Below are 25,237 nucleotides of genomic sequence, written 5' to 3'. Positions count from 1 at the left end.
TTCCTGATTGGCGCGAGGCTACCAATGACACCGGTCGGTTTTTCTCGCGCTTGAAGCATTTGCACCTGGGGAGAGTAGAATGGCCGCCACTTTGTTTACTGGTGTTTTCTCCCCAGATGCCCGTCATGACTGAACCTGTCCCTGTTGCTCCGGCTCCTGACCCTGCCCGTCAGGATGAGCTGTTTCCGATCCGTGAAGTGGCGCGCCTGACTGGAATCAACCCGGTGACCCTGCGAGCCTGGGAACGACGCTACGGTCTGATCCAGCCGACGCGCACCGAAAGCGGGCATCGCCTGTATTCCATGCACGATGTTGAGGCGGTGCGGGAGATTCTGGGTTGGATCGAGCGCGGTGTGGCGGTCAGCAAGGTCGGCAAGATTCTGGCCAAGAGCCGGGCAGACCAGGCTCAGGCCAAGGTGGCGGTGGACGATGGCCTGCAAGGTGAATATGGCCAGTGGCGCGATCAGTTGAAGCTGGCGGTGAGCGCTTTCGATGAAGAGCAACTGGAGCGTCTCTACGGCCAGGTCTTCTCCAGCTACGCCTTGCCGGTGGTATTCCAGGACATTTTCCTGCCGTTCTGGAAGCAACTGCTGCAGGACCGGGAGACTTTCGGTCAGACCAGCGAGTGGTTGTTTCTGGATGGTTTTTTGCGGGCGCGGATCACGCAAAGGCTGGTGTTGCAGCGTGCCACTCAGCACCGGCAACTGCTGCTGACGGCGCTCAGCCCGCAGTGCCGCGAACTGGAGCTGCTGGTGGCGGCGCTGATGCTCGGGCATGACCAGATCGGTGTCCGCCTGCTGGGGCCGGGAGCACCGCTGGATGAACTGACCCTGGTCTGCGAAAAACTCAAGCCTGTGGCCCTGGTGGTGTTTTCCAATCACGCGCCGACGGCGGAGTTGCCCAAGCGCCTCAAGCGTCTGGCGCTGACTCTGGACTGTCCATTGATGCTTGCCGGAGATGCGGCGGACCTGGCCCAGGAAAGCTTCAGCGGTTCGCCGGTGGCGTGCCTGGGAAATGAGGGGCGCCTGATGCAGAAGCGCCTGCGGCAGTTCCTTAGCGGTCGCCTGGATACCTGAAACGGCTCTCGGTCAGCTTCAGGCGTGCAGGGCCGGATGGGTATGGCGGTGCTGCTGGAGGATGAACTGGCGCAGGCGTTCGGTTTCTTCCGCGTCACTCTGATCCAGGCGATAGGCATAGAAACCGGCTTCGGTCTGGCGCTCGAAGCGCCCGTGCAGCGCAATCCGTTCATATCCCGAAGGGCTGAACCACTGGGCGAACTGCTTGGGGGGCCGGGTCCGGTTACGGATCTCCAGCAATACGCCCTTGAACGACACCTCCCGCACCCACAGGCGTCCAGGCTGGCCCCTGGAGTTTTCCAGGGCCACCGGCTCTTCCAGCGTCAGGCGCCAGGGCCGGATCATGGGGCCGTCCTCGAAGATGCTCGGCACCCCCAGGCGCAGATGCAGGGCATGGAATTCGTCTTCCACCAGATGCAGGGGGAAGGTCATCTGCTGGTTGTCGAAATGGGCCTGGATGGTGACCTTTTCATTGGCAGCCAGACGGGTCAGCAGGTCACGGATCTGCGAGCCGCCATTGACCAGCAGGCTCGATGTGGCATCGCGCACATTGAGCTGCGGGTTGTGCTGCATGGTTTGGATGAAGTCCAGTTCATCCTGAGTGAGGAGAGCGTCACGCTGCATGATGTTGCTCGAAGGGTGAAGGACAAATCGGTGGGGAATATCCCTACAGACCACTAAATCTGCGACTTATTAGAGCCGTCGGTCGCCTTGAGGGCGGCGAGCTCGGCTTGCACTGCGGCCAGTTGCTGCTCCAGCTGGAGCAAGCGTTGCTGCGCCTTGATCTGCACACTGACGTCTTTCTGCACGCCAATGAAATAGGTCAGTTGATCGCTGTCGTTGAATACCGGGGTGATCGACAGTTCGTTCCAGAAGTGGCTGCCGTCCTTGCGATAGTTGCGCAGCACCTCGCGGCATGGCTGACCCTGGCTCAGGGCCTGGCGAATCCGTTCCAGCCCCGGCTGGTCACGGTCTCCTGACTGCAGGAAACGACAATCCTGATACAGCACTTCGTCGGCGCTGTAGCCGGTCAGTCGCTCGAAAGCCGGATTCACGTAAATCACGATGTTGTCTTCGCCTTCCTGTTCCGCGACCACAATCCCGTCGTTGGAGGCGTTGATCATCTTTTGCAGCAGATGAGCGTTGATCATCCCGAAGTTCCGCTATCAATCAGCAAGTGTTGAATTGAATTCTAAGTCACGCTGGCACGCTGTCCACAGGCGCTTTTGAGCGGTGCGGGCAGCAGAGGCGGGATTTTACTCCGTAGCTGGTAATATCCCAGTCTTTTAGTCAGCTTCAGGAACAGATTGATGAAAGTCGCCATCCTTTCCGGCTCGGTGTACGGCACGGCTGAAGAAGTCGCCCGGCACGCCGCCAAGCTCCTCAACGCCGCAGGTTTCGAGGCCTGGCACAACTCTCGGGCCACTTTGACCGAGCTTCAGGCCTTCGCACCGCAGGCGTTGCTGGCCGTGACCTCGACCACCGGCATGGGCGAACTGCCAGACAACCTGCTGCCGCTGTATTCGAGCATTCGCGATCAGTTGCCCGCCGCCTGGCGTGGGCTGCCCGGAGCGGTGATCGGCCTGGGGGATTCCAGCTACGGCGATACCTTCTGTGGCGGTGGCGAGCAGATGCGTGAGCTGTTTGCCGAGCTGGGAGTGGAAGAAGTGCTGCCGATGTTGCGCCTGGACGCCAGCGAGAGCGTGACCCCGGAAACCGATGCCGAGCCCTGGCTGGCCGAGTTGATCAGCGCCCTGCGGGGCTGACCGGCTGTTCCCGTAGCAGCGCCAGCCAGGCTTGCGCTGCCTTGGACAGATACGCGCCCTGGCGCCAGATGAAGGCAATGTCCCAGCGCAGATAGTCCGGGGCCTTCAGCGTCAGGCGCACCACCCCCGGCCGCACCAGGCCGCGGGCCACCACACTGGGCAGCAACACCACACCTTGACCGGCGGCCACCAGCGCCGCAAGAAAGTCTGCCTGGCCGCTACGTCCTCCCTCCTTTGGCGTGAAGCCCACCTGCTGGCAGGCCTGGAGCAGTCGGTCGTTGAGCACAAAGCTGCGCTGATAGAGGAGGAAGGGCGTATCGGCCAGTTCTTCCAGGCGCACCTGGGCGTTCAGCGCCAGGGGATGATCGGCGGGCAGCAAGGCATCCAGGGGCTCATCGCAGAAGGGTTGATAGGCAAACGCCGGGTCCTTGGGGGTCAGGCTGCCGCCCAGTTCCAGCTCGCCACTGCGCACGGCCTGCTCGACATTCAGGCTGCCGCCTTCGAGCAGTTGCACCTGGATATTCGGGTAGCGCCGGCGGTATTCGGCGAAACGGCTGGCGAACAGTGCATCGCTGCCCAGCAGCGGCAGACCCAGGCGCAGTTCACCCCGTGCCAGTTGGCTCAGGTCATCCAGTTCACTGAGCAGTTCATGGCGCAGGCGCAGCATGTCCTCGGCCCGCTGCAGCACCACGCCGCCGGCGGCGGTGAGATGAATGTGCGAGCCCTGGCGCTCCAGCAGGGGCGTGCCCAGGCTTTGCTCCAGCTGCGCGATCTGCTTGCTGACCGCCGACTGGCTGATGTGCAGGGTCCTGGCCGCCTGGGTGAAACCGCCCTGGCGGATGACTTCGACAAAACTGCGCAGTTGTTTGAAATCCATGGTGGTAATTCCAGATTGGAATGGTTTCAAGTCTAACAATTCGCTTCGGTGATGCAGGGACTTTTCATAAAATGGGCCCCTGAGAGGACTCAACCACCATGAACATTTCCACCTGTAAACGCCTGGGCCGCCTGATTGGCGAATTGGCCGTGCTGCTGGCCATCTATTTTCTCGGTTGCCAACTGGCTACCTGGCTGCCCTGGCCGATTCCCGGTGGGGTCATTGGCCTTGCGCTGTTGCTGCTGGCCTTCGCCCTGGGCTGGGTCAAGCCGGCGGCCTTGCAACTGGGGGCCGGCCTGCTGATGGCGGAGATGCTGCTGTTCTTCATTCCGGCGCTGATGAGCTTGCTGGACTACGGCGGCCTGCTGCGTCAGGACGGCTGGCGGATTCTGCTGGTGATCGGTATCAGCACCCTGCTGGTGATGCTGGTGACCGCACTCACGGTGGAGATGGTCTGCCGCTGGAGGATGCGCCATGAAGCTTGAACTGATGCCGATGTTCTGGCTGGCCCTGACCCTGGGGGCGTATCTGTTCAGCCGCTGGATCTACCGGCGCACCGGGCGCTACCTGCTGTCGCCGTTGATCCTGGTGCCGGCCCTGCTGCTGGCAATTGCGGTGCCGCTGCACACCGCCTATGCCGAATACGCCGCCAATACCCACTGGCTGATGCTGGTGCTGGGGCCGGTGACGGTGGCCTTTGCGATTCCCATCTGGCAGCAGCGCCAGTTGCTGATGCGCCACTGGTCGGCCCTGTTGCTGGGCATGCTGGCGGGCAGCGCCGCGTCCATCGGCAGTTCCTTCGGCTTGGCGAAGATGCTGGCCCTGGACAGCTCGGTGACCCTGTCCCTGGTGCCACGTTCCATTACCACGCCGTTCGCCATGCCCCTGGCCCATGACCTGGGCGGCGTGCCTGAGTTGACGGCGGTGTTCGTGATGTTCACCGGGGTGTTCGGTGCCATGCTCGGCGGTGTGCTGCTGCGCTGGCTGCCCTTGCGCAGTGCCCTGGCCCGGGGCGCGCTGTTTGGTGTCGGCGCCCACGGAGCCGGAGTCAGCCGGGCCCATGAAGTCGGGGGTGAAGAGGGCTCGGTGGCCGGCCTGGTGATGGTGTTGACCGGGTTGCTTAACCTTTTCGCGGCCCCTTTGCTGGCGTCGGTGCTTTGACGCAAAGCCGCGGACCAGAGCCTTCTCTCCGTCTGACCCGCAGGGTCATCAAGCTGGCTGTCAATGCAACTCCGCAGTCGATGCAAGCTGTCTAGACTCTGGGGGTTCCCTCATCCAATAAGAACCATCACCGAGGTCCTTGCCGTGAGCCTAGCCCCCGTTCAATCGACACCGAGTGTAAAAAAACAAGTCAGCGCCGTTGAGTGGCAAACCCGTCTGGACCTCGCCGCCTGCTACCGTCTGGTGGCCATGCACGGCTGGGACGACCTGATCTTCACCCATATCTCCGCCAAGGTGCCGGGCACCGAAGACTTCCTGATCAACCCCTTCGGCATGATGTTCCACGAGATCACTGCCTCCAGCCTGGTGAAGGTCGACCAGGCCGGTAACAAGCTGATGGACAGCCCCTACGAGATCAACCCGGCGGGCTACACCATTCACAGTGCCGTGCACGCGGTGCGTCACGATGTGCTCTGTGTGCTGCATACCCACTCGGCCGCCGGGGTCGCGGTGTCGGCGCAGAAGCAGGGCGTGCTGCCCATCAGCCAGCAGTCGCTGTTCGTGCTGTCGAGCCTGGGCCGTCACCCTTATGAGGGCGTGGCCCTGAACCCCGAGGAGAAAGAGCGGCTGCAGGCCGACCTGGGGGACAACAACTTCCTGCTGCTGCACAACCATGGCTTGCTGACCTGCGGCGCCAGCATCGCCGATACCTTCCTGATGATGTTCATCTTCCAGCGTGCCTGCGAGATCCAGGTGCTGGCGCAGAATGGCGGCGCCGAGCTGATTACCATTCCCGCGTCGATCCTGGCGGGGGCCAAGGCGATGATCGCCGGTGTCACCCGCAGTGCCCAGGGGATGGGGGGCGCACTGGCCTGGCCGGCCCTGTTGCGCAAACTCGATCAACTCGACCCGGGTTACAAAGTCTGATGCCTATCACCGAGATTCCTCTGTGTGTCTGGCGCAAGCGCGGCAAGGACTTTGTGTTTCGCGGCCAGCGCATTCGTTACTGGGTGGCGGGGCAAGGAGAGCCGCTGCTGTTGATCCATGGCTTTCCCACTGCCAGCTGGGACTGGCATTACCTGTGGCAACCCCTGGCGCGGCGCTATCAGGTGATCGCCTGCGACATGCTCGGCTTCGGCGACTCGGACAAGCCGCTGGACCATGAGTACAGCCTGCTGGAGCAGGCAGACTTGCAGCAGGCGTTGCTGGCCCATTTGCAGATCCAAGAGCCGCTGCACCTGCTGGCCCATGACTACGGCGACAGCGTCGCCCAGGAACTGCTGGCCCGGCATTATGAAGCGCGGATCGAGATCGCCAGCTGCGTGTTCCTCAATGGAGGTCTGTTTCCGGAAACCCATCGCCCGGTGCTGACCCAGAAGCTGTTGCTCAGCCCCCTGGGCTGGATGCTCGGGCGAGTGTTCAGTCGCCAGGGGCTGGCGAACAGCTTCCGGCAGATCTTCGGCCCCCAGACCGGTCCCAGCGAGTCGGTCCTGGATGACTTCTGGAGCCTGGTGCACAGCAACAACGGGCCGCGCATCCTGCACAAGTTGATCGCTTATATCCCCGAGCGACGGGCCCAGCGCGAGCGTTGGGTCGGCGCCATGCAACGTGGCGAGGTGCCGCTGCGGGTGATCGATGGCGCCCAGGACCCGATTTCCGGGGCGCACATGGTGGAGCGCTATCGCCAGCTGATCCCCGAGCCGGACACCGTGCTGCTGCCGGGCATCGGCCATTACCCGCAGATCGAGGCGCCGTTGCCGGTGCTCAAGCATTACCTGGGGTTTCGCGACACATTGTTCGCGCCGCCACGCCAGGCAATGGGTTCCTGAGCGCCTTGGGTCACTGTGTGGCCCAAGGCAGGGGCGTGCTCTTGTGCGGGCGGGGCGATTATCCCGCTGTCTTATTGGGCACCATTCAGGCCCGGACGTTTTTATTGTGACCGCCGGCTGGCTGTCCGACACTCGAAGAATTGTCCATTGGCCCTGCTGGAGTTCGGTATGAGTGAATCTGTGCGCTTGCAAGACAAAGTAGTGATCATCACCGGAGCCGGCGGCGGCCTGGGCCGGGCCCATGCCTTGCTGTTCGCCAGGCACGGGGCCAAGGTGCTGGTCAACGACCTGGGGGGCTCGGCCCAGGGCGAGGGCGCCAGTGCCTCGGCGGCCGATCGGGTGGTGGCGCAGATCCGCGAGGCTGGAGGCATCGCCGAGGCCAACCACGACTCGGTCACCGAGGGCGAAAAGATCGTGCAGAACGCCCTGGATGTGTTCGGCCGGGTCGATGTGGTGGTCAACAACGCTGGCATCCTGCGGGACAAGACCTTCCACAAGATGGACGACGCCGATTGGGACCTGGTGTACCGGGTGCATGTCGAAGGGGCCTACAAAGTCACTCGTGCCGCCTGGCCGCATCTGCGGGACCAGGCTTACGGGCGGGTGATCTTCACCGCGTCCACATCAGGCATCTACGGCAACTTCGGCCAGTCCAACTACGGCATGGCCAAGCTCGGCCTGTACGGCCTGACCCGGACCCTGGCCATCGAAGGGCGCAAGAACAACATCCTGGTCAACGCCATTGCCCCGACCGGTGGCACGCGGATGACCGAGGGCCTGATCCCGCCACAGGTGTTCGAGCAGCTCAAGCCGGAACTGGTGAGCCCGCTGGTGGTGTACCTGGGCAGCGAGCAGTGCCAGGAAACCTCCGGCCTGTTCGAAGTGGGCGGCGGCTGGATCGGCAAGGTGCGCTGGGAGCGCAGCCTGGGCGCCGGTTTCGATCCGCGCCATGGCTTCTCGCCCGACGATGTGGCGGCGCACTGGCAGCAGATCTGCGATTTCGAAGGGGCGGCCCATCCCAAGGACAACATCGAGGCGCTGAAAGAGATGATGCAGAATCTGCAAAAGTACGCCCTCTGACGCTGCGCGGACCAGCCTTGTCCGGCGATGATCGGCGGGCATTCTTCCCTGGCTTGAAAACAGCCATTCCATGACCCGCCGGAGCCTGGGCTCCGGCGGTTTTACTCCTGTGGCGTTCGTCTCTATGCTCGACGGTTGGCGAACGCACAAGGAGCGCTTGAGATGTATGAATCAAAGGATCAGCCGGTACTGTCGCGACTGCTGTTTATCCGGCGTCTATGTGTTCACGGCCTGGTGGTTCTGGCCCTGATCAGCTTTTCGGTGTTGCTGGGCATCAGCGGTCTGCTGTACTTCGAGCAGGACATTTCCTTTCACGACGCCTTGTATGACGCAGCCATGATCCTCGGCGGCATCGGGCCCATCAACATGCCGCAAACCCCTGGCGGCAAACTGTTTTTTGCCACCTACGGGCTCTACACCAACCTGGTGTTCGCCGCCACTCTGGGCTTGATCCTGTCACCGGTGGCGCATCGTCTGTTGCACAAGTTTCATTACGACGATGGTGATGACGACACCTTGTAAGGCCAACTGGGCCGTTGTCTTGCGCGCATAAAAAAGGCCGCTGCAAGAGCAGCGGCCAAGGTAAGACGTTAGATCAAGGAGCTACAAAATCAACGTCGGTGAACCTGGGGTAGTGGCCTGAACTGAATCTTTTCAAGCCAACTGGAAGTCTGTTTCGGGCAACGGGCGGCGGGCTCTTTGCGCGGCAGTGGCGTGGCGTTGTTTGCCGTGACTGCGAGGTAAGAATAAGCCCTGGCATGACCTGGAAAAATAGCCATTCAGGACAAGGACTGTTACAGCTTGAGCAACAGTCCAGAGTGCGCAGCACCTGTATCGATGCACTTGATGGTCGCGTATCCAGCCCGTGGATACATCTCTGAACGGCCCCTGTGGCAAGGGCGCTAATCCTTTCGGGCGACAACTCGAATACCTCCTTGGTGCGCTTATCGGCCGTGGTACCCCGGCAGTAGGGTGAGGCCTCCTGTCACTCACCGGGGAAGACGCATGACAAGAACAACAATGCGCGCCATCTTCAAACCGCAGGCGCTGGCTGTCGCGGTAGCGCTGGGCTGCAGCGCTCAGGCGCAGGCGGTTTCGTTCAATATTGGGGAAATTGAAGGGCAGTTCGACTCATCGTTGTCCGTCGGCGCCAGTTGGGGCATGCGTGATGCCGACCGGGCGTTCGTCGGTACGGTCAACGGCGGCACCGCGCAGTCTTCCACCGGTGACGATGGCCGCTTGAACTTCAAGAAGGGCGAGACTTTCTCGAAGATCTTCAAGGGCCTGCACGACCTTGAGCTCAAGTACGGCGACACCGGCGTCTTCGTGCGCGGCAAGTACTGGTACGACTTCGAACTCAAGGACGAGGATCGCCAGTTCAAACCCATCAGCGACCACAACCGCAAGGAAGGCGCCAAGTCCTCGGGCGCACAGATTCTCGACGCCTTCGTCTACCACAACTACTCGATTGCCAACCTGCCGGGTACCGTGCGCGCCGGCAAGCAGGTGGTCAGTTGGGGCGAGAGCACCTTCATCGGCAACTCCATCAACAGCATCAACCCGGTGGACGTCTCGGCTTTTCGCCGCCCGGGGGCCGAGATCAAGGAAGGCCTGGTGCCGGTGAACATGCTGTTCGCCTCCCAGGGCCTGACCAACCAGTTGACCGTGGAAGGTTTCTATCAGCTGGAGTGGGACCAGGCCGTGGTGGACAACTGCGGCACCTTCTTCGGCAACGATGTGGTGGCCGATGGCTGCACCACCGGCTACACCGTCGGCAACCCGGCGATCGCACCGTTACAACCGGTGGCAGCGGCCTTCGGCCAGGGCTTTCAGGTGTCCCGTGAAGGGGTGATCCTGCCCCGCGGCGGCGACCGTGATGCCCGGGATTCCGGGCAGTGGGGCGCCGCTCTGCGCTGGCTTGGCGATGACACCGAGTACGGCCTGTATTTCATGAACTACCATGCGCGCAGCCCGGTGGTGAGCACCACCACGGCCAACATCAGTCCGGCCACCCTGGGGGCTATTGGTGCCGCAGGAGCTGCGGCCGCGCCCACGGTTCCCGGCGCGGGAGCCAGCCTGGTGCAAAGCGTGATGCTCGGCCGTGGCCAGTACTACCTGGAATACCCCGAAGACATCCGCCTGTATGGCGCCAGCTTCTCCACCACCTTGCCCACGGGCACCGCCTGGACCGGCGAGATCAGCTACCGCCCCAACGCCCCGGTACAGGTCAACACCAACGACCTGACCCTGGCCCTGCTCAACCCCATCGCCGGGGGCGCGGCGTCGCCGATCAAGACCGCCCTGGGCGCCGACAACACCGGCTACCGGCGCAAGGAAATCACCCAGATCCAGAGCTCCATGACCCAGTTCTTCGACCAGGTGCTGGGGGCTGATCGCCTGACCCTGGTGGGCGAGGCGGCGATCGTCCGGGTCGGTGGCCTGGAGGACAAAAGCAAGCTGCGCTACGGCCGCGACTCGGTCTACGGCCAGTACGGCTATGGCGGCGACACCGATGGGTTCGTCACCACCACTTCCTGGGGTTATCGGGCCCGGGCCATCCTCGACTACAGCAACGTGATCGGCGGGGTCAACTTCAAGCCCAACCTGTCCTGGTCCCATGACGTCAACGGCTACGGCCCCAACGGCTTGTTCAACCAGGGCGCCAAGGCCCTCAGCGTGGGTGTCGACGCCGACTACCGCAACACCTACACCGCCAGCCTCAGCTACACCGACTTTTTTGGCGGGCGCTACAACACCCTCACCGACCGGGACTTCCTCGCGTTGAGCTTTGGCGTGAACTTCTGAACCGGCACAAGAAGGAGCACTTGAATGCGCAAGATGATTCTGCAATGCAGCGCCCTGGCACTGGGCCTGTGGGCGGCCAACCTGATGGCTGCAGTGAGTCCGGAAGAAGCCGCCAAGCTGGGCACCAGCCTGACTCCCGTGGGGGCGCAGAAGGCCGGCAACGCCGATGGCTCGATTCCGGCCTGGACCGGCGGCATCCCGAGGAACGCCGGGGCGGTGGACAGCAAGGGCTTTCTCGCCGATCCCTTCGCCAATGAGAAACCGTTGTTCATCATTACCGCGGCCACGGCGGACCAGTACAAGGACAAGCTGTCCGCAGGGCAGCTGGCGATGTTCAAGCGTTACCCGGACAGTTACCGGATTCCGGTCTACCCGACCCATCGCAGCGTCGGCCTGCCACCGGAGATCTACGAGTCGGCCAAGCGCAGCGCGCTGAACGTGACCACCACCAACGACGGCAACGGACTGGCCAACTTCACGGGCAACCGCTACTACGCCTTCCCGATTCCGAAGAGCGGCATCGAGGTGCTGTGGAACCACCTGACCCGCTATCACGGTGGCAATCAGAAACGCATCATCACCCAGGCCACCCCGCAGACCAACGGCAGCTACACCTCGATCCGTTTTGAAGAGGAAGTGGCGGCGCCGCAACTGATCCCCGACCTGGACCCGGCCAAGGGCGCCAACGTGCAGAACTTCTTCAAGCAGTCGGTGACCGCCCCGGCGCGGCTGGCGGGCAACGTGCTGCTGGTCCATGAAACCCTGGATCAGGTCAAGGAGCCCCGCTCGGCCTGGATCTACAACGCCGGGCAGCGCCGTGTACGTCGCGCCCCGCAGGTGGCCTACGACGGTCCGGGCACCGCCGCCGACGGCCTGCGCACCTCGGACAACTTCGACATGTTTTCCGGCGCCCCCGACCGTTACGACTGGAAACTGGTGGGCAAGAAGGAGATGTACATCCCCTACAACAGCTACAAGCTGGACTCGCCGAGCCTCAAGTACGACGACATCATCAAGGCCGGGCACATCAACCAGGACCTGACCCGCTACGAACTGCACCGGGTCTGGGAAGTGGTGGGCACGGTCAAGCCCAACCAGCGGCATATCTATGCCACCCGCCACATGTACATCGATGAGGACAGCTGGCAGGTGGCGCTGGTGGATCACTACGACGGTCGTGGCCAGTTGTGGCGAGTGGCCGAGGGACACGCGCAGTACTACTACGACCATCAGGTCCCGGCCTACACCCTGGAAGCCCTGTATGACCTCAACGCCGGTCGCTACCTGGCCCTGGGCATGAAGAACGAGGAAAAGCACAGCCTGGAATTCGGCTTTGCCGCCAAAGCGGCCGACTACACCCCGGCCGCCTTGCGCGCCAGCGGGGTGCGCTAGGCACCGGTGACGCACGAGGTGCAAAGGCGACCGCCCGGTCGCCTTTTTTATGGCAGAGGATCAGCCCGCTGAATACTTCTTCAACAGGTCGGGAGGTCGAGGCTAGGGTGGGGGCACGCTGGCTAAAACTATAAAAAGGCTCGCCGCAATGACTGCCATGACTCGTTGTCCAGAGCGTCCCGGGTTCATGCCCCGTTTGTCTTCCCATCATTCTCCACGCGACCACCTGAGTACGCCGTTGCTGGCCTCCAGTGCGCGGGTCAAGTTGTTGTGTGCCCCCGCCGGCAGTGGCAAGACCGCCCTGCTCAGCGAATGCCTGCAGCTGGCCCCCGCTTCGTGCCGGGTCATCTGGTTGCCCCTGGGCGGTGCGTGCCAGAGTCCTGAAGACTTGTGTCGTGTCCTGGCCGACGCCTTGGACCAGGTCGATGCCGATCCCGATCCCGCCGCGCTGCTGTTACACCTGGCTCATCTGCCCAGTCCGGCCTGGCTGTGCATTGATGACTATTGCCGTTTGCCGGCTCCGGAGCTGGACGGGCTGCTGGACCGCTTGCTGAGCATCGACAACCCCTTGCTCACCTGGTGGATCGGCAGTCGCCGCCGCCCCCAATGCAACTGGCCACGCCTGTTGCTGGACGACCAACTCTATGAGCTGGACGGCAGCGCCCTGGCCTTCAGCCAGCGTGATATCGAGCAACTGCTGCAACGTTTGCCGCAACCTTTGTGTGCCCAGACCGCCAGCAGCATCCTGCAGCGCAGTGGCGGCTGGTGTGCCGGGGTGCGCATCGCCTTGCTCGATGGCAGCGAGCGGGTGACCCAACCCTGCAAGCCAGGGCGCCCCAATACCTTGCTCGAATACCTGGAGCATGAGCTGTTCAGCGTGTTACCGGCGGAACTGGCGGAAGTCTGGCAAGTGCTGGCCCAGATGCCGCGGTTCAATGCCGAGTTGTGCGAGCACCTGTTTGGCGCCGGAGAAGGGGCCCAGTACCTGCGTACCCTGCAGGACCTGGGCTGCTTTATCGAACCCTGGGAAGGCGGTGCCGACTGGCTGCAGGTATTTGCACCCCTGGCCCGGCTGATGCGGGATGAGGCCTGGCCCGCCGGGCGCTCCTGGCATCGGCGGGCGTGCCAGTGGTTTACCGCTCAGGAGGATTGGCAGTCGGCCTTTGAGCAGGCGCTATTGGCCCAGGAGTACGAAGTCGCGGTCAGCCTGCTGGAGCATTTCAATATTGAGTTCCTGTTCCAGCAGCACAATGGCTTGTTGCTGTTGCAACTGCATGAGCGCCAGGGCGCCGAGTTGCTGCTGGGCAGTCCGCAGTTACTGGGGTTGCTGGTGGCGGCCATGCTGTTTGCCGGACGCTTCGAACAGGCCGGGCAATGCATGGCCCAGATGGCACGGTTTGCACCGCAACCTTCGGCGGTTGAACAACGTCAGCTGCTGGCTCGCTGGCAGGCGCAGCAAGGGTGGCTGTTGCACCTGGGCGGGCGGATGGAGGACGCGCGGCAGCACTTTCGCGAAGCCTTGAACGAGTTGGAGGACGGCGCCTGGACCACCCGTTTGCTGTGCCTGTCCGGCCTGACCCAGCAAGCGCTGCTGTGCGGCGAGCTGGAGGCGGCCCAGTCCCTCAATCGTGAGGCGTTGTGTCTGGCCCGGGCCCAGGATGCGTTGTTGTTCGAAGGCTTGCTGGAGCTCGATCATGCCCAATTGCTGGAACAACGCGGCGCGCCCCATCGGGCGCAAAGTTTGCTGGAACAGGTGATCGAGCGTTTGTCCGGGCAAGCGCTGCGCGCCACGCCCTTGCTCGGGCGCCTGGCCTTGCGCCTCGGCCGGCTGGCGTTGCGCCAGGGAAACGATGGGCAAGCAGCCGAGTATTTTCGCCGAGGGCTTGAGGATTGCCTGGTCAGTCATGACAAGCGCGCCTTGTATGGCTTTCTCGGTGAAGCCCAGTTGGCGGCCAACCAGGGCGACTACGCCCAGGCGTTCGTGTGCCTGCGGGACGCCGAGCGGCTGATGCAGCAACGGCAGATCCCGGACACGGTCTACCGTGGCGTGCTGTTGCAGGTCAGCAGCCAGCTCTGGCTGCAGCAGGGCCGACCGGAACTGGCTCACGAAGCCTTGAGCCGGGTGCTCCGGCACTTTCGCGGGCCCCAGGCCCTGCAGGCGCCGCCGGCCTCCCTGGAATTGATCCCGAGCATTGAGTACCTGCTGGTGCTGGCCGAGGTCCATCTGGGGCGGGCCCAGGCGCCAGTGGCCACGTTGCAGGGGCTGCTGGCCCGGGCCCAGCGCCACGGCATGCTGGGGCTGGAGGCACAGGTGCAATTGGCCCTGGCCGAGGTGGCCTTCATCCTCGGCGATCAAGCCTTGGCGGCGCAGGCGTTGCAGGCCGGGCAGGAGCGGGTGGCGCGCTGCAATCTGCCCCAGGCCCTGCACGAGTTGCGCCTGCGACAACCAGCGTTGTTGCAAGCACTGGACAGCCCGCCAACCACGTCCGCGGCGCCGCCGCAGGAGGATCACGACAGCCTGCTCAGCCTGCGGGAGTTGCAAGTGCTGCAATTGATTGCCCAGGGCTGCTCCAACCAGCAGATTGCCGAGCAGTTGTTCATCTCCCTGCACACGGTGAAGACCCACGGCCGCAGGATTCACAGCAAGCTGGGGGTCGAGCGGCGCACCCAGGCGGTGGCCAAGGCCCAGGCCCTGGGGCTGATGAGTTGAGGCGCGCCGGTTACTCGGGCTGCGGTTGATAACCCATGCGCCAGCTCACCGCAGAGCTGGCCGCCAGCAGGCGTTGGGCCGCGGGTCCATGTTCGTCGGCGTGGAACAGCGACGTCGGCCCTACCACGGTCAGCACCGCGGCGATCTTGCCGGTGGCATCGAATACCGGCGCCGACAGGGCATCGACCCCAGGCATCAGTAAACCGTGGACATGGTGCAAGCCGCGCTGGCGGATCTGCTCGGCCAGTGCGTCGTGGACCTGCGGGTCGGCCAGGGCATGGGGGGCACCTGTGGACAGTTCCTGCTGGCGCAGATCGAGGGTTTCCCGTTGTGGCAGGTAGGCGTTGAACACCAGCCCGGTGGATGAGCTGAGCAGGGGCAGCACCGAGCCCAATTGAGTGACCACGGTCACCGCTCGCACCGCCGGCTCGATGTGCACCACGGTCGCGCCCTGATTGCCCCACACCGCAAGGAAGCAGGTTTCGTTCAATTCGTCCCGCAGTTCCGCCAGGGGCAGGGCGCCCACTTTCAACACATCCATGCTGCCCAGGGCCGCCAGCCCCACCCGCAAGGCTTCACGACCCAGGCCGTAATGATTGGTGGCGGTGTTCTGCTCGGCAAAACCGCTGGCGATCAACGCCTGCAGATAACGGTGCACCTTGCTCGCCGGCATCTGCACATGTTCGGCCAGGCGCGAAAGAGAAGTGGCCGGTGACAGTTCGGCCAGGGCCTTGAGGATGTCGGTGCCGACTTCGGCCGAGCGGACTTTCTGTTTACCGGTGCTGTCGCTGGTGCTGCGCGGCTTTTCCATGGAGGTGTCGGGGTCCCGTGACAAGTGGCGGTCTTTATAGCTTGACGCTCATAGGCAATCAAATTACGTTATGCGTAATTGGATTACGATAAAAATAACCCAGGCGTGCCGATAACTCTTGTGAAGGAGTGGTGGGCCCCTGCCTATTCCAACTTCCAGGAGGCTCCATGAACCTCGATTCTTCGGCGTCGGCCCTCAGCTACCAATCGGGCTTCGGCAATGAATTCGCCAGCGAAGCCCTGCCGGGCGCACTGCCCGTCGGCCAGAACTCCCCGCAAAAAGCCCCTTACGGCCTGTACGCCGAACTGTTTTCCGGCACCGCCTTCACCATGACCCGCAGCGAAGCCCGGCGCACCTGGATGTACCGCATCCAGCCTTCGGCCAAGCACCCGGCTTTTGCCAAGCTGGCGCGGCAACTGGCAGGCGGCCCGTTGGGTGAAGTCACCCCCAACCGCCTGCGCTGGAGCCCCTTGCAGATTCCAGGCGAGCCCACCGACTTCATCGACGGCCTGGTGGCCATGGTGGCCAACTCGGCAGCGCAGCATCCGGCCGGTATCAGCGTCTATCACTACCGCGCCAACCGCTCGATGGAGCGGGTGTTCTTTAACGCCGATGGCGAGTTGCTGCTGGTGCCAGAACTGGGCCGCCTGCGCATCGTCACCGAGTTGGGTGTGCTGCAGCTGGAGCCGCTGGAAATCGCCGTGCTGCCTCGCGGCCTGAAATTCCGCGTCGAGCTGCTGGACCCGCAAGCCCGTGGCTATGTCGCCGAGAACCACGGTGCGCCATTGCGCCTGCCGGACCTCGGACCCATTGGCAGCAACGGCCTGGCCAACCCTCGCGACTTCCTGGCGCCGGTGGCCCATTACGAAGACCTGCGCCAGCCCACCACGCTCATCCAGAAATACCTCGGCGAACTCTGGGGCTGCGAGCTCGACCACTCGCCGCTGAACGTCGTCGCCTGGCACGGCAACAACGTGCCGTACAAATACGACCTGCGCCGTTTCAACACCATCGGCACGGTCAGCTTCGACCACCCGGACCCGTCGATCTTCACCGTCTTGACCTCGCCCACCAGCGTGCCGGGCCTGGCCAACCTGGATTTCGTGATCTTCCCGCCACGCTGGATGGTGGCCGAGAACACCTTCCGTCCACCGTGGTTCCACCGCAACCTGATGAACGAGTTCATGGGCCTGATCCAGGGCGCCTACGATGCCAAGGCCGAAGGCTTCCTGCCCGGCGGGGCGTCGCTGCACAGCTGCATGAGCGCCCACGGCCCGGACGGCGAAACCTGCACCAAGGCGATCAACGTCGAGCTGCAGCCGGCCAAGATCGATAACACCATGGCCTTCATGTTCGAAACCAGCCAGGTGCTGCGCCCGAGCCAGTTCGCCCTGGAATGCCCGGAGCTGCAGAACGACTACGATGCTTGCTGGGCCTCGCTGCCCGTCACCTTCAACCCGAATCGGAGATAACCCATGACCTTGCCCACCATCACCCGTAGCTGGGTCGAGTCCGCCAACGGTCACCCCGACTTCCCGTTGCAGAACCTGCCCCTGGGGGTCTTCAGCACCCAGGGTTCGGCGCCCCGCAGTGGCGTTGCCATTGGCGAACAGATTTTCGACCTGGAAGCGGCGCTGGACGCCGGCCTGTTCGAAGGCCAGGCCAAGGCCGCGGTGCAAGCCGCCCGTGGTGGTCAGTTGAACGCTTTCTTCCAGCTTGGCCGTCCGGCCCGCGTCGCCCTGCGTGAGCGCCTGCTGGAACTGCTGGGCGAGGGCAGCAGCCTGCGCGACAAGATCCAAGCCCTGGGCGCGAAGCTGCTGCCCCTGGCGGCGGACTGCCAGATGCACCTGCCGGCCAAGATCAATGACTACACCGACTTCTATGTCGGCATCGAGCACGCGCAGAACGTCGGCAAGCTGTTTCGTCCCGACAACCCCCTGTTGCCCAACTACAAGTACGTGCCCATCGGCTACCACGGTCGCGCCTCGACCATCCGCGTCTCCGGTGCCGATGTGCGCCGGCCCAAGGGCCAGACCCTGCCGGCCGGGCAGAGCGAGCCGACCTTCGGCCCCTGCGCACGCCTGGACTATGAACTGGAACTGGGCATCTGGATTGGCCAGGGCAACGAGATGGGCGAGCCCATCGCGATTGGCGACGCCGCCGAGCACATTGCCGGTTTCTGTCTGCTCAACGACTGGTCGGCGCGGGACATCCAGGCCTGGGAATACCAGCCGCTGGGGCCGTTCCTGTCGAAGAGCTTCATCACCAGTATTTCGCCCTGGGTGGTGACCGCCGAAGCCCTGGAGCCGTTCCGCCAGGCCCAGCCCCAGCGTCCTGAAGGCGACCCGCAACCCTTGCCTTATCTGCTGGACAAGCGCGATCAGGCCGCTGGCGGCTTCGACATCGAGCTGGAAGTGCTGCTGATCACCCAGGCCATGCGCGAGCAGGGCTTGCCGGCCCACCGCCTGACCCTGAGCAACACCCAGTACATGTACTGGACCGTGGCGCAGATGGTGGCGCACCACAGCGTCAACGGTTGCCAGTTGCAGGCGGGCGACCTGTTTGGTTCGGGCACCTTGTCCGGTCCGCAGAGCGGCCAGTTCGGCAGCCTGCTGGAGATCACCGAAGGCGGCAAGAAGCCCATCGAGCTGGCTTCCGGCGAGGTGCGCAAGTTCCTCGAAGACGGCGATGAAATCATCCTGCGCGGGCGTTGCCGCCGCGAAGGTTTCGCCTCCATCGGCTTCGGCGAATGCCGGGGCACGGTCCAACCGGCACGTTAAGGGAGAGCCTCATGCAGCTCTATACCTACTACCGTTCCACCGCCTCCTATCGGGTGCGGATTGCCCTGGCCCTCAAGGGCCTGGAGTTCCAGGCCATCCCGGTCAACCTGCTGGTGCCCAAGGGCGGCGCCAACCGCCAGCCGGAGTACCTGGAGATCAACCCCCAGGGACGGGTACCGGCCCTGCGCACCGACGACGGCGACCTGCTGATCCAGTCCCTGGCGATCATCGAGTACCTGGAGGAACGTTATCCACAGGTGCCGCTGCTGTCCGAGGACCTGGCCAGCCGTGCCCGGGAACGGGCGGTGGCGGCGATCATCGGCTGCGACGTCCATCCGCTGCATAACTCCAGCACTCTCAACCTGCTGCGCGAGTGGGGGCATGAGGAAGAACAGTTGCTGGTGTGGATCGACCACTGGATCAGCCAGGGCCTGGCCGCCCTGGAACAACTGATCGGTGACCACGGCTTCTGTTTCGGCGATGAGCCGGGGCTGGCCGATGTGTTCCTGATTCCCCAGCTGTATGCCGCCGAGCGCTTCAAGGTGTCTCTGGATGAGTATCCACGGATTCTCCGAGTCGCAGCCCTGGCTGCGGCGCACCCGGCGTTCCAGGCTGCGCACCCGGCCAACCAGCCGGACACCCCGGCCTGAGCCTGCACGCTGCCCCGGCGTGCGGGGCAGCGTGGCATCCGTATCAACCGGGCCCCGCAACGGGGCTTGAGCGGTCACCGCCTGTGACCTGCGCAACACTGCTGCTCATAACCATAAAAAACGAACAGGTACCTTGCGATGCAAAATCAGATTGCCAGCTTTCGTGCTGCGCTCGACGCCCGCCCGGTGTCCCGCTATCAGTGGTTGCTCCTGTTGCTTCTCGCCTTGCTGCTGGTCACTGACGGCTACGATGCCCAGGTCCTGGGTTATGTGGTGCCGGCCCTGGCCCAGGACTGGGGCCTGGAAAAGTCCGCCTTCGGCCCGGTGTTCAGCGCCAACCTGCTGGGCTTGACTCTCGGCTCTCTGGCAGTGACACCTCTGGCAGACCGGTTCGGGGTGCGACGGATTCTGCTCGGTTGCGTGCTGATCTACGCCAGCCTGACGGTGCTGATGGTGTTCGCCAACTCCCTCGACAGCCTGATGGCCGCGCGCTTTATCTGCGGGATTGGCATGGGCGGCGCCATGCCCAGCGCCATGGCCCTGATGTCCGAGTATTCGCCGCCACGCTTGCGCACCTTGATGGTGACCTTGGCCGCCTGCGGTTTCTCATTCGGTGGCGCTGCCGGTGGTTTTGTCGCTGCCGGTTTCATCGACCGCTTCGGTTGGGAGGCGGTGTTCCTGGCCGGTGGGATCACGCCGTTGTTGCTGTTTCCGTTCCTGTTCTGGCGCCTGCCCGAATCCTTGCCGCGCTTGCTGCGCGATGCGCCGCCTTATGCGCGCTTGCGCAAGGTCACTGCGCAGATGCTCCCGGACTGGCAGCCACCGCCGGTTGTCAGCGACGCCACTGAAGCACCGGCAGGCAGCAAGCTCACAGTGCTGGAGCTGTTCCGCCAGGGCTATGCGCGGCCAACGCTGCTGATCTGGTCGACGTTTTTTGTCAGCCTGATCCTCCTGTACTTCATGATCAGTTGGTTGCCGACCTTGCTGCTGGAAAGTGGCCTGGCCCTGAAACAGGCCAATCTGGTGACCTCGATGTTCCTCTTCGCCGGCACCCTGGGGGCGATCTGCATGGCCTGGTTCGCCGACCGCCTCAAGCGCAAGGTGCGCTTGCTGGCGGCCGTGCTCGGCGCCGCGGCCCTGTGCACGGTGTTGCTCGGCCTGAATCACGACAACCCGCGTTATCTGGTGGTGTTCGTGTTCGCCGCCGGTTTTTGCATTATCGGCGGCCAGCTGACCCTCAACGCCTTCGCCAGCAATTTCTATCCGGCTCAGGTGCGCGCCACCGGCACTGGCTGGGCGCTGGGGGTGGGGCGCTTCGGTTCGATCCTCGGGCCCTTGTTCGGCAGCCTGCTGTTGGCGATGCATATCCCGGTGCAGCAGATTTTCTTCTTCTGCGCGATTCCGGCGGTACTGGCGGCCTTGCTGATCATCCAGGTGCGCTCGCCGTCCGAGGCTCCCGCAGGGGGGGCGGGAGTGGCCCCCGAGCTGCAGGCACCGCTCAAGTCCTGATGTGCTGTCGGTTCAGCGTGCCAGGTGCTTGATCATCGGCACGCAGGCCAGAGTCAGGCCCCGGGGCGACTGGTACTGGGCGATCCGCTCGCCGACGAAACCGCACTGACGATAGAAGTGGGCGGCGTTCAAGGTCGAGTCCAGGATCAGATGCGGCAGCCCGGCTTGCAGTGCCCGTTCCTCAAGGTAGGCCATCATCTGCCGGCCAATCCCCTGGCCCATGTAGGGCGGGTCGACGAACACCGCGTCGACCTGTCCGGTCTCCAGGTCGAGCAGGCCGCTGGCGGTTACCTGGTCGTCGATGACGGCCACGTAGCCGGTGTTTTCCACCACTTCGATGAAGTAGTCCGCCAGGCTGCCGGCGGTCCATACCTGCAAGTCGGCGTCGGGGTAGTGGCCGCGGCACTGGTGGTTGATGGCTTGGTTACGAATGTCGAAGACCCGTTGCGCGTCGCCGCCATGAGCTTTTCTGATCAGCATGCTGTGCCCGTTCCGTGGAGTGAGCCGAGCATCCTGCCTGAGCTCGGGTGGGGCTGTCATGCGGCCCTGGCCTGGATCAGCAGCAGCCCCCAGCCGGTCAGCAGCGTGCCGTCCGTCCGCAGCAAGGGTTGCATGGCCCCGTGCAGTTCGTCCTTCATCAGTGTGCAGGTGGCGGGCGTCAGACGGTCAAGGTCGTAGGTTTCCCCCAGGGAGTCCCAGAACTCCTCGAAGGTGGGGGTCCATTCAAGGTCCAGCTCTTCGAATTGCACGTCACGGTAATGGCGCGCCAACAGTTCTTGCCAGCCACTCGGGGACTGGGTACGTGGGTCCACCAGAGGCAGGGGCGCTAGCCGGTCGCGTTGGGCGGCGGCACGAAAGGCCTGCAAGTAGCGCTGGCCCGGTTCGCCCAGGAGAAAGCTGCGGCCGACGATGGCCGACAGTTGTCCACCCCGGGCCAGGACTCGATGCACTTCGGCCAGTACCTGTTCGATATCGCTCATGAGCATCAGCGCCAGGTGCGAGACCACAGCGTCGACGCTATCGGTGGCCAGGGACAGGGACTGGGCACGCTCATTGAGCAACATACTGCGCTCCCCGAGACGGGCGCGTGCAGCCTGCAGTTCGGTGGTGCTCATATCCACACCGACCAATCGCACCGCGGGATACTGCCTGGCGAGCAGATCCAGCAGGAAACCGTCGCCGCAGCCCAGGTCCAGTAGTTGCGCACCGGGCCGAGCGGCGGCCAGTGTGGCGGCCAGCATGTCGTAGGAGGAACCGCGTCCCGGCAGGCTCAACCCGGAAAAGGCCGGTGGCGTGGTGCCGGGGCGGCGCTGGTGAAAGTCCTGAAGAAAGCGTTCGGCACTGTTCATGCTGTTCATCCTTGATGCAAGCGGTGAGCGGAGGTGGCGCGCGGGTGATTGTCGCACGCAGGCAGTGCCCAGCTCTCAATGGACGATGTTGTTGGGCGGCAGATGCCCCAGGCGCTCGGTCAGGCGCAGGCGCTGGATCGGGTCGTCGCTGAGCAGCAAGGCGTGCTCCAGGTCGAAGCGCTCGGCATTCGGGCACTCCAGGCGTTGATAGAGGCTGGCCCGGGCCAGGTAGTCGGCGGCGCTGCCGTTGCCCAGTTCCAGCACGCGCTCGGCATTGATCAGGGCCGCCAGGTTGTCGTCGTAGGACAGGTGCAACTGGCGCAGATTGCGCGACAGGCGCTGGAACATCTGCAGCGGCTCGGCATTGGCCAGGTGTTCGGCACTGAGCTTGATATGGGCGCCGTACTGGCGTTGCAGCAGTTCCCGGCAGTCGGCGGGGTACAGTCGGCGTCCGCCGCAGGGATCGAGCAGATGGTCGGCGCCGGGCACCCGCAGCAGAAAGTGCCCGGGGAAGTTCACCCCCACCAGGGGAATCTGCAACCGTTGTGCCAGCTCCAGGGCAATCAGGGCCAGGGCCAGGGGTTGCCCGCGGCGCGATTCCAGGACCTTGTCCATCAGCGCCGCCTGGGGGCGCAGAGGCAGGTGCTCGTCCTGCTGGAAGCCCAGGTCGTTCATGCGTCGCAACAGTGGCTGGCCCAGTTCGTTCGGCGGTAGATGAGGCAGGCTGCTGCCGATCTGCAGCTGGATCTCCTTGAAGGCTTCCAAGTGACGCTCGGGCACAAGTTTTGGTGCATGCTCGGCGGCAATCCACAGGGCCGCTTCCAGCAGGGCTGGTGGCGAGCGGTGCAGGCAGGCGAAAAAGGCTTGGCGCGGGTTCATCTCAACCTCCGACGGATGCCTCGTTTTAGCCTCGTGGCGCAAGTTCGTCCAGTGCTGACACAGGTGGTAGCAGGTTATTTCCCAATGCCTGCAAAAGCCTGCGGCTTATTCCAGCCTGGCGCAGCAAATTCCAGGCGCAAGCCTATACTGGCGACTACAAGAAGTGATTCGGGAGCCCGTCGATGTTCGCTCTCATGCACAGCACTCGCCTTGAATCGCTGCACCTCAGCGTCGACCCCAGCACCGGGTTGAAGGCAGTGATCGCCATCCACAACAACCGCCTGGGGCCCGCCCTGGGCGGTTGCCGTTATCTGGCCTATCCCGACACCACCAGTGCCGTGGAAGACGCTGCGCGACTGGCCCAGGGCATGAGCTACAAGGCGGCCCTGGCCGGCTTGCCTCAAGGCGGCGGTACCGCGGTGATCATCCGTCCGGCCCATGTGGAAAACCGCGCGGCGCTGTTCGAGGCCTTTGGCCGTTGCATCGAGCAACTGGACGGGCGCTACATCACCGCCATCGACAGCGGCACCTCGGTGGCCGACATGGACTGCATCGCTCAGCAGACCCGCTACGTCACCAGCACCAGCGCCGCCGGAGACCCGTCGCCCCACACTGCCATGGGTGTATTCGCCGGGATTCGCAGCACCGCCATGGCCCGCCTGGGCAGCGACAACCTGGAAGGCCTGCGGGTGGCGATCCAGGGCCTGGGCAACGTCGGCTTTGCCCTGGCCGAGCAACTGCACGCCGCCGGTGCCGAGCTGCTGGTCAGCGACATTGATGCCGGCAAGGTGCAGTTGGCCATGGAGCAACTCGGGGCGCATCCCGTCGCCAACGATTCGTTGCTCAGCACCCCTTGCGACATCCTCGCCCCTTGCGGCCTTGGCGCCGTGCTCAACAGCCTCAGCGTGGCCCAGTTGCGCTGCGCGGCGGTGGCCGGTTCGGCCAACAATCAACTGACCAACCTGCAAGTGGCCGATCAACTGGAGCGGCGCGGGATTCTCTATGCGCCGGACTACGTGATCAATTCGGGTGGCCTGATCTATGTGTCCCTCAAGCATCGCAATGAGCAGCTTCCGGTGATCACCGCGCACCTGTCGAAGATCAGCCTGCGGCTGACGGAGATCTTCGCCCACGCCCAGGCGGAAAAACGCTCCCCGGCGCGGGTCGCGGACGAACTGGCGGAGCGGGTGCTGTACCGTTAGGTAGCTGTGTCTTATCCCTTTGGCTTGCCCTCTGTAGTATCAGGGCCCGGGAAAGGTTGCCGGGCTGAGCCTGAACCCTCGCAGGCCAACGACAAGGAGTGAATTCGACGATGCCTCAAGTGCTGGATAGTGGCCTGGATGAGCAGTTGTCCTCGCTGTTGCGCAAAGGTGCGGATATTCAATCGATACGCCAGCTTCTTGAGCGGTGCCGGGACTGGGGCGTTGGCGCGCAGGCGGTGTACAACTATCTGGCGTCGCTCAGGCATGACGCATCTGCAGAACTTGAAGACAGAATCCTGGAAGCCATGGATATAGCGTCCGGATACTGCTCCCCAGGCTGCAGGGTGTGGGAGGTTGCGCCATGACCCAGGCCCATACCGACCAACCATTGATCGGGTGTTCTGTCAGGGACCGGCAGTTGTACGCTGCGGCGTGCCTGGAGGCTTACTGCCTGAGCAAAGGTATTGCTCATCCTGCTGTAGATGACTTGTTAAAGCACCTTGAGGACTACCCGGAAAAAGATCGTTTACTGGCCTGGGACAGGGCCGGAGCGCAACTGGCATTGAATGGTCGAGGGGATGATTTGCCACAAAGCCTTGTTGCTTTGATAGCGCCTGAAGATATCGAGGCGTTCTCCAGTCTTGTCGACAGCGCGGTTGAGGTTGGAATGGTCGACCTGTATGGAGGCGCGACCGATTTGCCCGTGATTTTCATAGGCAAGATCACTGCGATATTGCGTCGCAACCTGATCGATTTGCCCGAGCCGAAAGGCGCGGCAGTCGTTTGACCGGCGGCTGCATCAAGGGCACTCCTTGATCGGCAAACATGAAAAAAGCCCTGTGCCATGGACACAGAGCTTATTCAATTCGCGTAAAGCCTATTTCGCTGCCTTGGCCGCTTTCGCCGGTTTGGTCGGCGCCTCGACTTCAGCAGGTTGCTGCGCTTCAACCACCTCCAGCGCGGGAGCGGGGGCGCTGAGCAATTCGGACAACGCATCCGGCTGGCTCTTGAAGGCCCTGGCGAATACATCGCGGTTCTTCGCCATGTAGATCCCGGCTTCTTCCACCTGTTGCTCGCTCAGCGACGGCACGGCTTTTTGCAACACTTGCGCCAGCACTTCAGCCAGTTCGAGCATTTTGTCATGACGGTCAGCTTCGGCTTTATCCATGAACAAGCGCTCCAGATCTCGGCTGCTGCGGTATACCACTTCGACGGCCATTCACCACCTCACATGCCTTCACGATAATGGGTCTGTATAAACACTGTATCTATATACAGGTCGAGAGAATAGGCGAATCCTTTTCCCTTGGATAGTGGCTTTTTAATGTAGACGGAATTTTTTTCCCGGGTCGATTGTGATG

Annotated in this window: 25 protein-coding genes and 1 pseudogene; 18 read left to right on the top strand and 8 right to left on the bottom strand. The window is 63.4% G+C overall.

Going from position 1 to position 25,237, the window contains the following annotated elements:
- The first annotated feature begins 116 nt into the window (after positions 1–116).
- Positions 117–1,076, top strand: a complete 960-nt coding sequence (locus Q8O96_RS13710; protein ID WP_102861180.1) for a MerR family transcriptional regulator — start codon at positions 117–119, stop codon at positions 1,074–1,076.
- 18 nt (positions 1,077–1,094) lie between these two features.
- Here Q8O96_RS13710 and Q8O96_RS13705 read toward each other — a convergent pair whose 3' ends face one another.
- Together Q8O96_RS13705 and Q8O96_RS13700 are read right to left on the bottom strand one after the other, a co-directional pair.
- Positions 1,095–1,700, bottom strand: coding sequence for a hypothetical protein (locus Q8O96_RS13705; protein ID WP_102861181.1), 606 nt, complete (start codon positions 1,698–1,700; stop codon positions 1,095–1,097).
- A 53-nt stretch (positions 1,701–1,753) separates the two neighbouring features.
- Positions 1,754–2,227: a PAS domain-containing protein gene (locus Q8O96_RS13700; protein WP_102861182.1), complete on the bottom strand. Its 474-nt coding sequence runs from the start codon at positions 2,225–2,227 to the stop codon at positions 1,754–1,756.
- Between the two features lie 159 nt (positions 2,228–2,386).
- Between Q8O96_RS13700 and Q8O96_RS13695 the strand changes: the two genes are divergently transcribed.
- A complete protein-coding gene (locus tag Q8O96_RS13695) occupies positions 2,387–2,842 on the top strand; it encodes a flavodoxin (RefSeq protein WP_102861183.1) in 456 nt (151 codons plus the stop codon).
- On the opposite strand, the gene Q8O96_RS13690 is transcribed toward Q8O96_RS13695, so the two are convergent.
- Positions 2,823–3,719, bottom strand: coding sequence for a LysR family transcriptional regulator (locus Q8O96_RS13690; protein ID WP_102861184.1), 897 nt, complete (start codon positions 3,717–3,719; stop codon positions 2,823–2,825). The genes Q8O96_RS13695 and Q8O96_RS13690 overlap by 20 nt on opposite strands.
- Positions 3,720–3,817: 98 nt before the next feature.
- On the opposite strand from Q8O96_RS13690, the gene Q8O96_RS13685 reads away from it, so the two are divergent.
- From Q8O96_RS13685 to Q8O96_RS13645, 9 genes are all read left to right on the top strand, one after another.
- Complete coding sequence (locus tag Q8O96_RS13685; RefSeq protein WP_102861185.1) at positions 3,818–4,204, top strand: CidA/LrgA family protein; 387 nt, start codon at positions 3,818–3,820, stop codon at positions 4,202–4,204.
- Positions 4,194–4,880, top strand: a complete 687-nt coding sequence (locus Q8O96_RS13680) for an LrgB family protein (protein WP_060837578.1) — start codon at positions 4,194–4,196, stop codon at positions 4,878–4,880. Before Q8O96_RS13685 ends, Q8O96_RS13680 begins: the two co-directional genes overlap by 11 nt.
- 144 nt (positions 4,881–5,024) lie before the next feature.
- Positions 5,025–5,807, top strand: coding sequence for a class II aldolase/adducin family protein (locus tag Q8O96_RS13675; protein ID WP_305948957.1), 783 nt, complete (start codon positions 5,025–5,027; stop codon positions 5,805–5,807).
- On the top strand, positions 5,807–6,709 hold the full coding sequence (locus Q8O96_RS13670; RefSeq protein WP_305948956.1) for an alpha/beta fold hydrolase: 903 nt from the start codon (positions 5,807–5,809) through the stop codon (positions 6,707–6,709). The genes Q8O96_RS13675 and Q8O96_RS13670 overlap by 1 nt, the downstream gene beginning before the upstream one ends.
- Before the next feature lie 168 nt (positions 6,710–6,877).
- Positions 6,878–7,789 carry an SDR family oxidoreductase gene (locus Q8O96_RS13665; protein ID WP_305948955.1) on the top strand — a complete coding sequence of 304 codons (912 nt, stop codon included), beginning with the start codon at positions 6,878–6,880 and terminating at the stop codon, positions 7,787–7,789.
- 162 nt (positions 7,790–7,951) lie between these two features.
- Complete coding sequence (locus Q8O96_RS13660; protein WP_102861188.1) at positions 7,952–8,311, top strand: hypothetical protein; 360 nt, start codon at positions 7,952–7,954, stop codon at positions 8,309–8,311.
- 483 nt (positions 8,312–8,794) lie between these two features.
- Positions 8,795–10,594 (top strand): DUF1302 domain-containing protein, encoded by a 1,800-nt coding sequence (locus tag Q8O96_RS13655; RefSeq protein ID WP_305948954.1) that lies wholly within the window; start codon positions 8,795–8,797, stop codon positions 10,592–10,594.
- Between the two features lie 24 nt (positions 10,595–10,618).
- Positions 10,619–11,986, top strand: a complete 1,368-nt coding sequence (locus Q8O96_RS13650) for a DUF1329 domain-containing protein (protein ID WP_305948953.1) — start codon at positions 10,619–10,621, stop codon at positions 11,984–11,986.
- A gap of 148 nt (positions 11,987–12,134) precedes the next feature.
- Entirely contained in the window at positions 12,135–14,696 is a 2,562-nt protein-coding gene (locus tag Q8O96_RS13645) for a LuxR C-terminal-related transcriptional regulator (protein ID WP_305948952.1), read from the top strand.
- A 10-nt stretch (positions 14,697–14,706) separates the two neighbouring features.
- Here the strand turns inward: Q8O96_RS13645 and Q8O96_RS13640 are convergent, their stop codons facing one another.
- The gene (locus tag Q8O96_RS13640) at positions 14,707–15,507 is read right to left on the bottom strand and encodes an IclR family transcriptional regulator (protein ID WP_102861192.1); all 801 of its coding nucleotides are present in this window, start codon (positions 15,505–15,507) and stop codon (positions 14,707–14,709) included.
- Positions 15,508–15,674: 167 nt separating this feature from the next.
- Here Q8O96_RS13640 and hmgA point away from each other — a divergent pair, with 167 nt between their 5' ends.
- The 4 genes from hmgA (at position 15,675) to Q8O96_RS13620 (ending at position 20,446) form a co-directional block, all read left to right on the top strand.
- Entirely contained in the window at positions 15,675–16,979 is a 1,305-nt protein-coding gene (gene hmgA / locus Q8O96_RS13635; protein WP_060837587.1) for a homogentisate 1,2-dioxygenase, read from the top strand.
- A 3-nt stretch (positions 16,980–16,982) separates the two neighbouring features.
- Complete coding sequence (fahA, locus tag Q8O96_RS13630; protein ID WP_115581624.1) at positions 16,983–18,287, top strand: fumarylacetoacetase; 1,305 nt, start codon at positions 16,983–16,985, stop codon at positions 18,285–18,287.
- A gap of 11 nt (positions 18,288–18,298) precedes the next feature.
- Positions 18,299–18,937 carry a maleylacetoacetate isomerase gene (maiA, locus tag Q8O96_RS13625; protein WP_102861194.1) on the top strand — a complete coding sequence of 213 codons (639 nt, stop codon included), beginning with the start codon at positions 18,299–18,301 and terminating at the stop codon, positions 18,935–18,937.
- A 138-nt stretch (positions 18,938–19,075) separates the two neighbouring features.
- The gene (locus Q8O96_RS13620; protein WP_305948951.1) at positions 19,076–20,446 is read left to right on the top strand and encodes an aromatic acid/H+ symport family MFS transporter; all 1,371 of its coding nucleotides are present in this window, start codon (positions 19,076–19,078) and stop codon (positions 20,444–20,446) included.
- 12 nt (positions 20,447–20,458) lie between these two features.
- On the opposite strand, the gene Q8O96_RS13615 is transcribed toward Q8O96_RS13620, so the two are convergent.
- The 3 genes from Q8O96_RS13615 to Q8O96_RS13605 form a co-directional block, all read right to left on the bottom strand.
- Positions 20,459–20,926 (bottom strand): GNAT family N-acetyltransferase, encoded by a 468-nt coding sequence (locus Q8O96_RS13615; RefSeq protein WP_102861196.1) that lies wholly within the window; start codon positions 20,924–20,926, stop codon positions 20,459–20,461.
- A gap of 56 nt (positions 20,927–20,982) precedes the next feature.
- Positions 20,983–21,795 carry a class I SAM-dependent methyltransferase gene (locus tag Q8O96_RS13610; RefSeq protein WP_371826179.1) on the bottom strand — a complete coding sequence of 271 codons (813 nt, stop codon included), beginning with the start codon at positions 21,793–21,795 and terminating at the stop codon, positions 20,983–20,985.
- A gap of 75 nt (positions 21,796–21,870) precedes the next feature.
- Positions 21,871–22,674 carry a SirB1 family protein gene (locus Q8O96_RS13605; RefSeq protein ID WP_102861198.1) on the bottom strand — a complete coding sequence of 268 codons (804 nt, stop codon included), beginning with the start codon at positions 22,672–22,674 and terminating at the stop codon, positions 21,871–21,873.
- A gap of 182 nt (positions 22,675–22,856) precedes the next feature.
- Here Q8O96_RS13605 and Q8O96_RS13600 point away from each other — a divergent pair, with 182 nt between their 5' ends.
- From Q8O96_RS13600 to Q8O96_RS13590, 3 genes are all read left to right on the top strand, one after another.
- Entirely contained in the window at positions 22,857–23,876 is a 1,020-nt protein-coding gene (locus tag Q8O96_RS13600) for a Glu/Leu/Phe/Val dehydrogenase dimerization domain-containing protein (protein WP_102861199.1), read from the top strand.
- Between the two features lie 110 nt (positions 23,877–23,986).
- The gene (locus Q8O96_RS13595) at positions 23,987–24,241 is read left to right on the top strand and encodes a hypothetical protein (protein ID WP_102861200.1); all 255 of its coding nucleotides are present in this window, start codon (positions 23,987–23,989) and stop codon (positions 24,239–24,241) included.
- A complete protein-coding gene (locus Q8O96_RS13590; protein WP_305948950.1) occupies positions 24,238–24,663 on the top strand; it encodes a hypothetical protein in 426 nt (141 codons plus the stop codon). The genes Q8O96_RS13595 and Q8O96_RS13590 overlap by 4 nt, the downstream gene beginning before the upstream one ends.
- A gap of 177 nt (positions 24,664–24,840) precedes the next feature.
- Here the strand turns inward: Q8O96_RS13590 and Q8O96_RS13585 are convergent.
- Positions 24,841–25,095 (bottom strand): annotated as a pseudogene (locus Q8O96_RS13585) (YebG family protein); the annotation flags it as partial.
- Positions 25,096–25,237 lie beyond the last annotated feature (142 nt).

Source organism: Pseudomonas sp. LPH60 (assembly GCF_030718165.1).
GTDB classification, from domain to species: Bacteria; Pseudomonadota; Gammaproteobacteria; order Pseudomonadales; family Pseudomonadaceae; genus Aquipseudomonas; species Aquipseudomonas danubii.
This window is presented reverse-complemented; position numbering and strand designations above follow the sequence as displayed.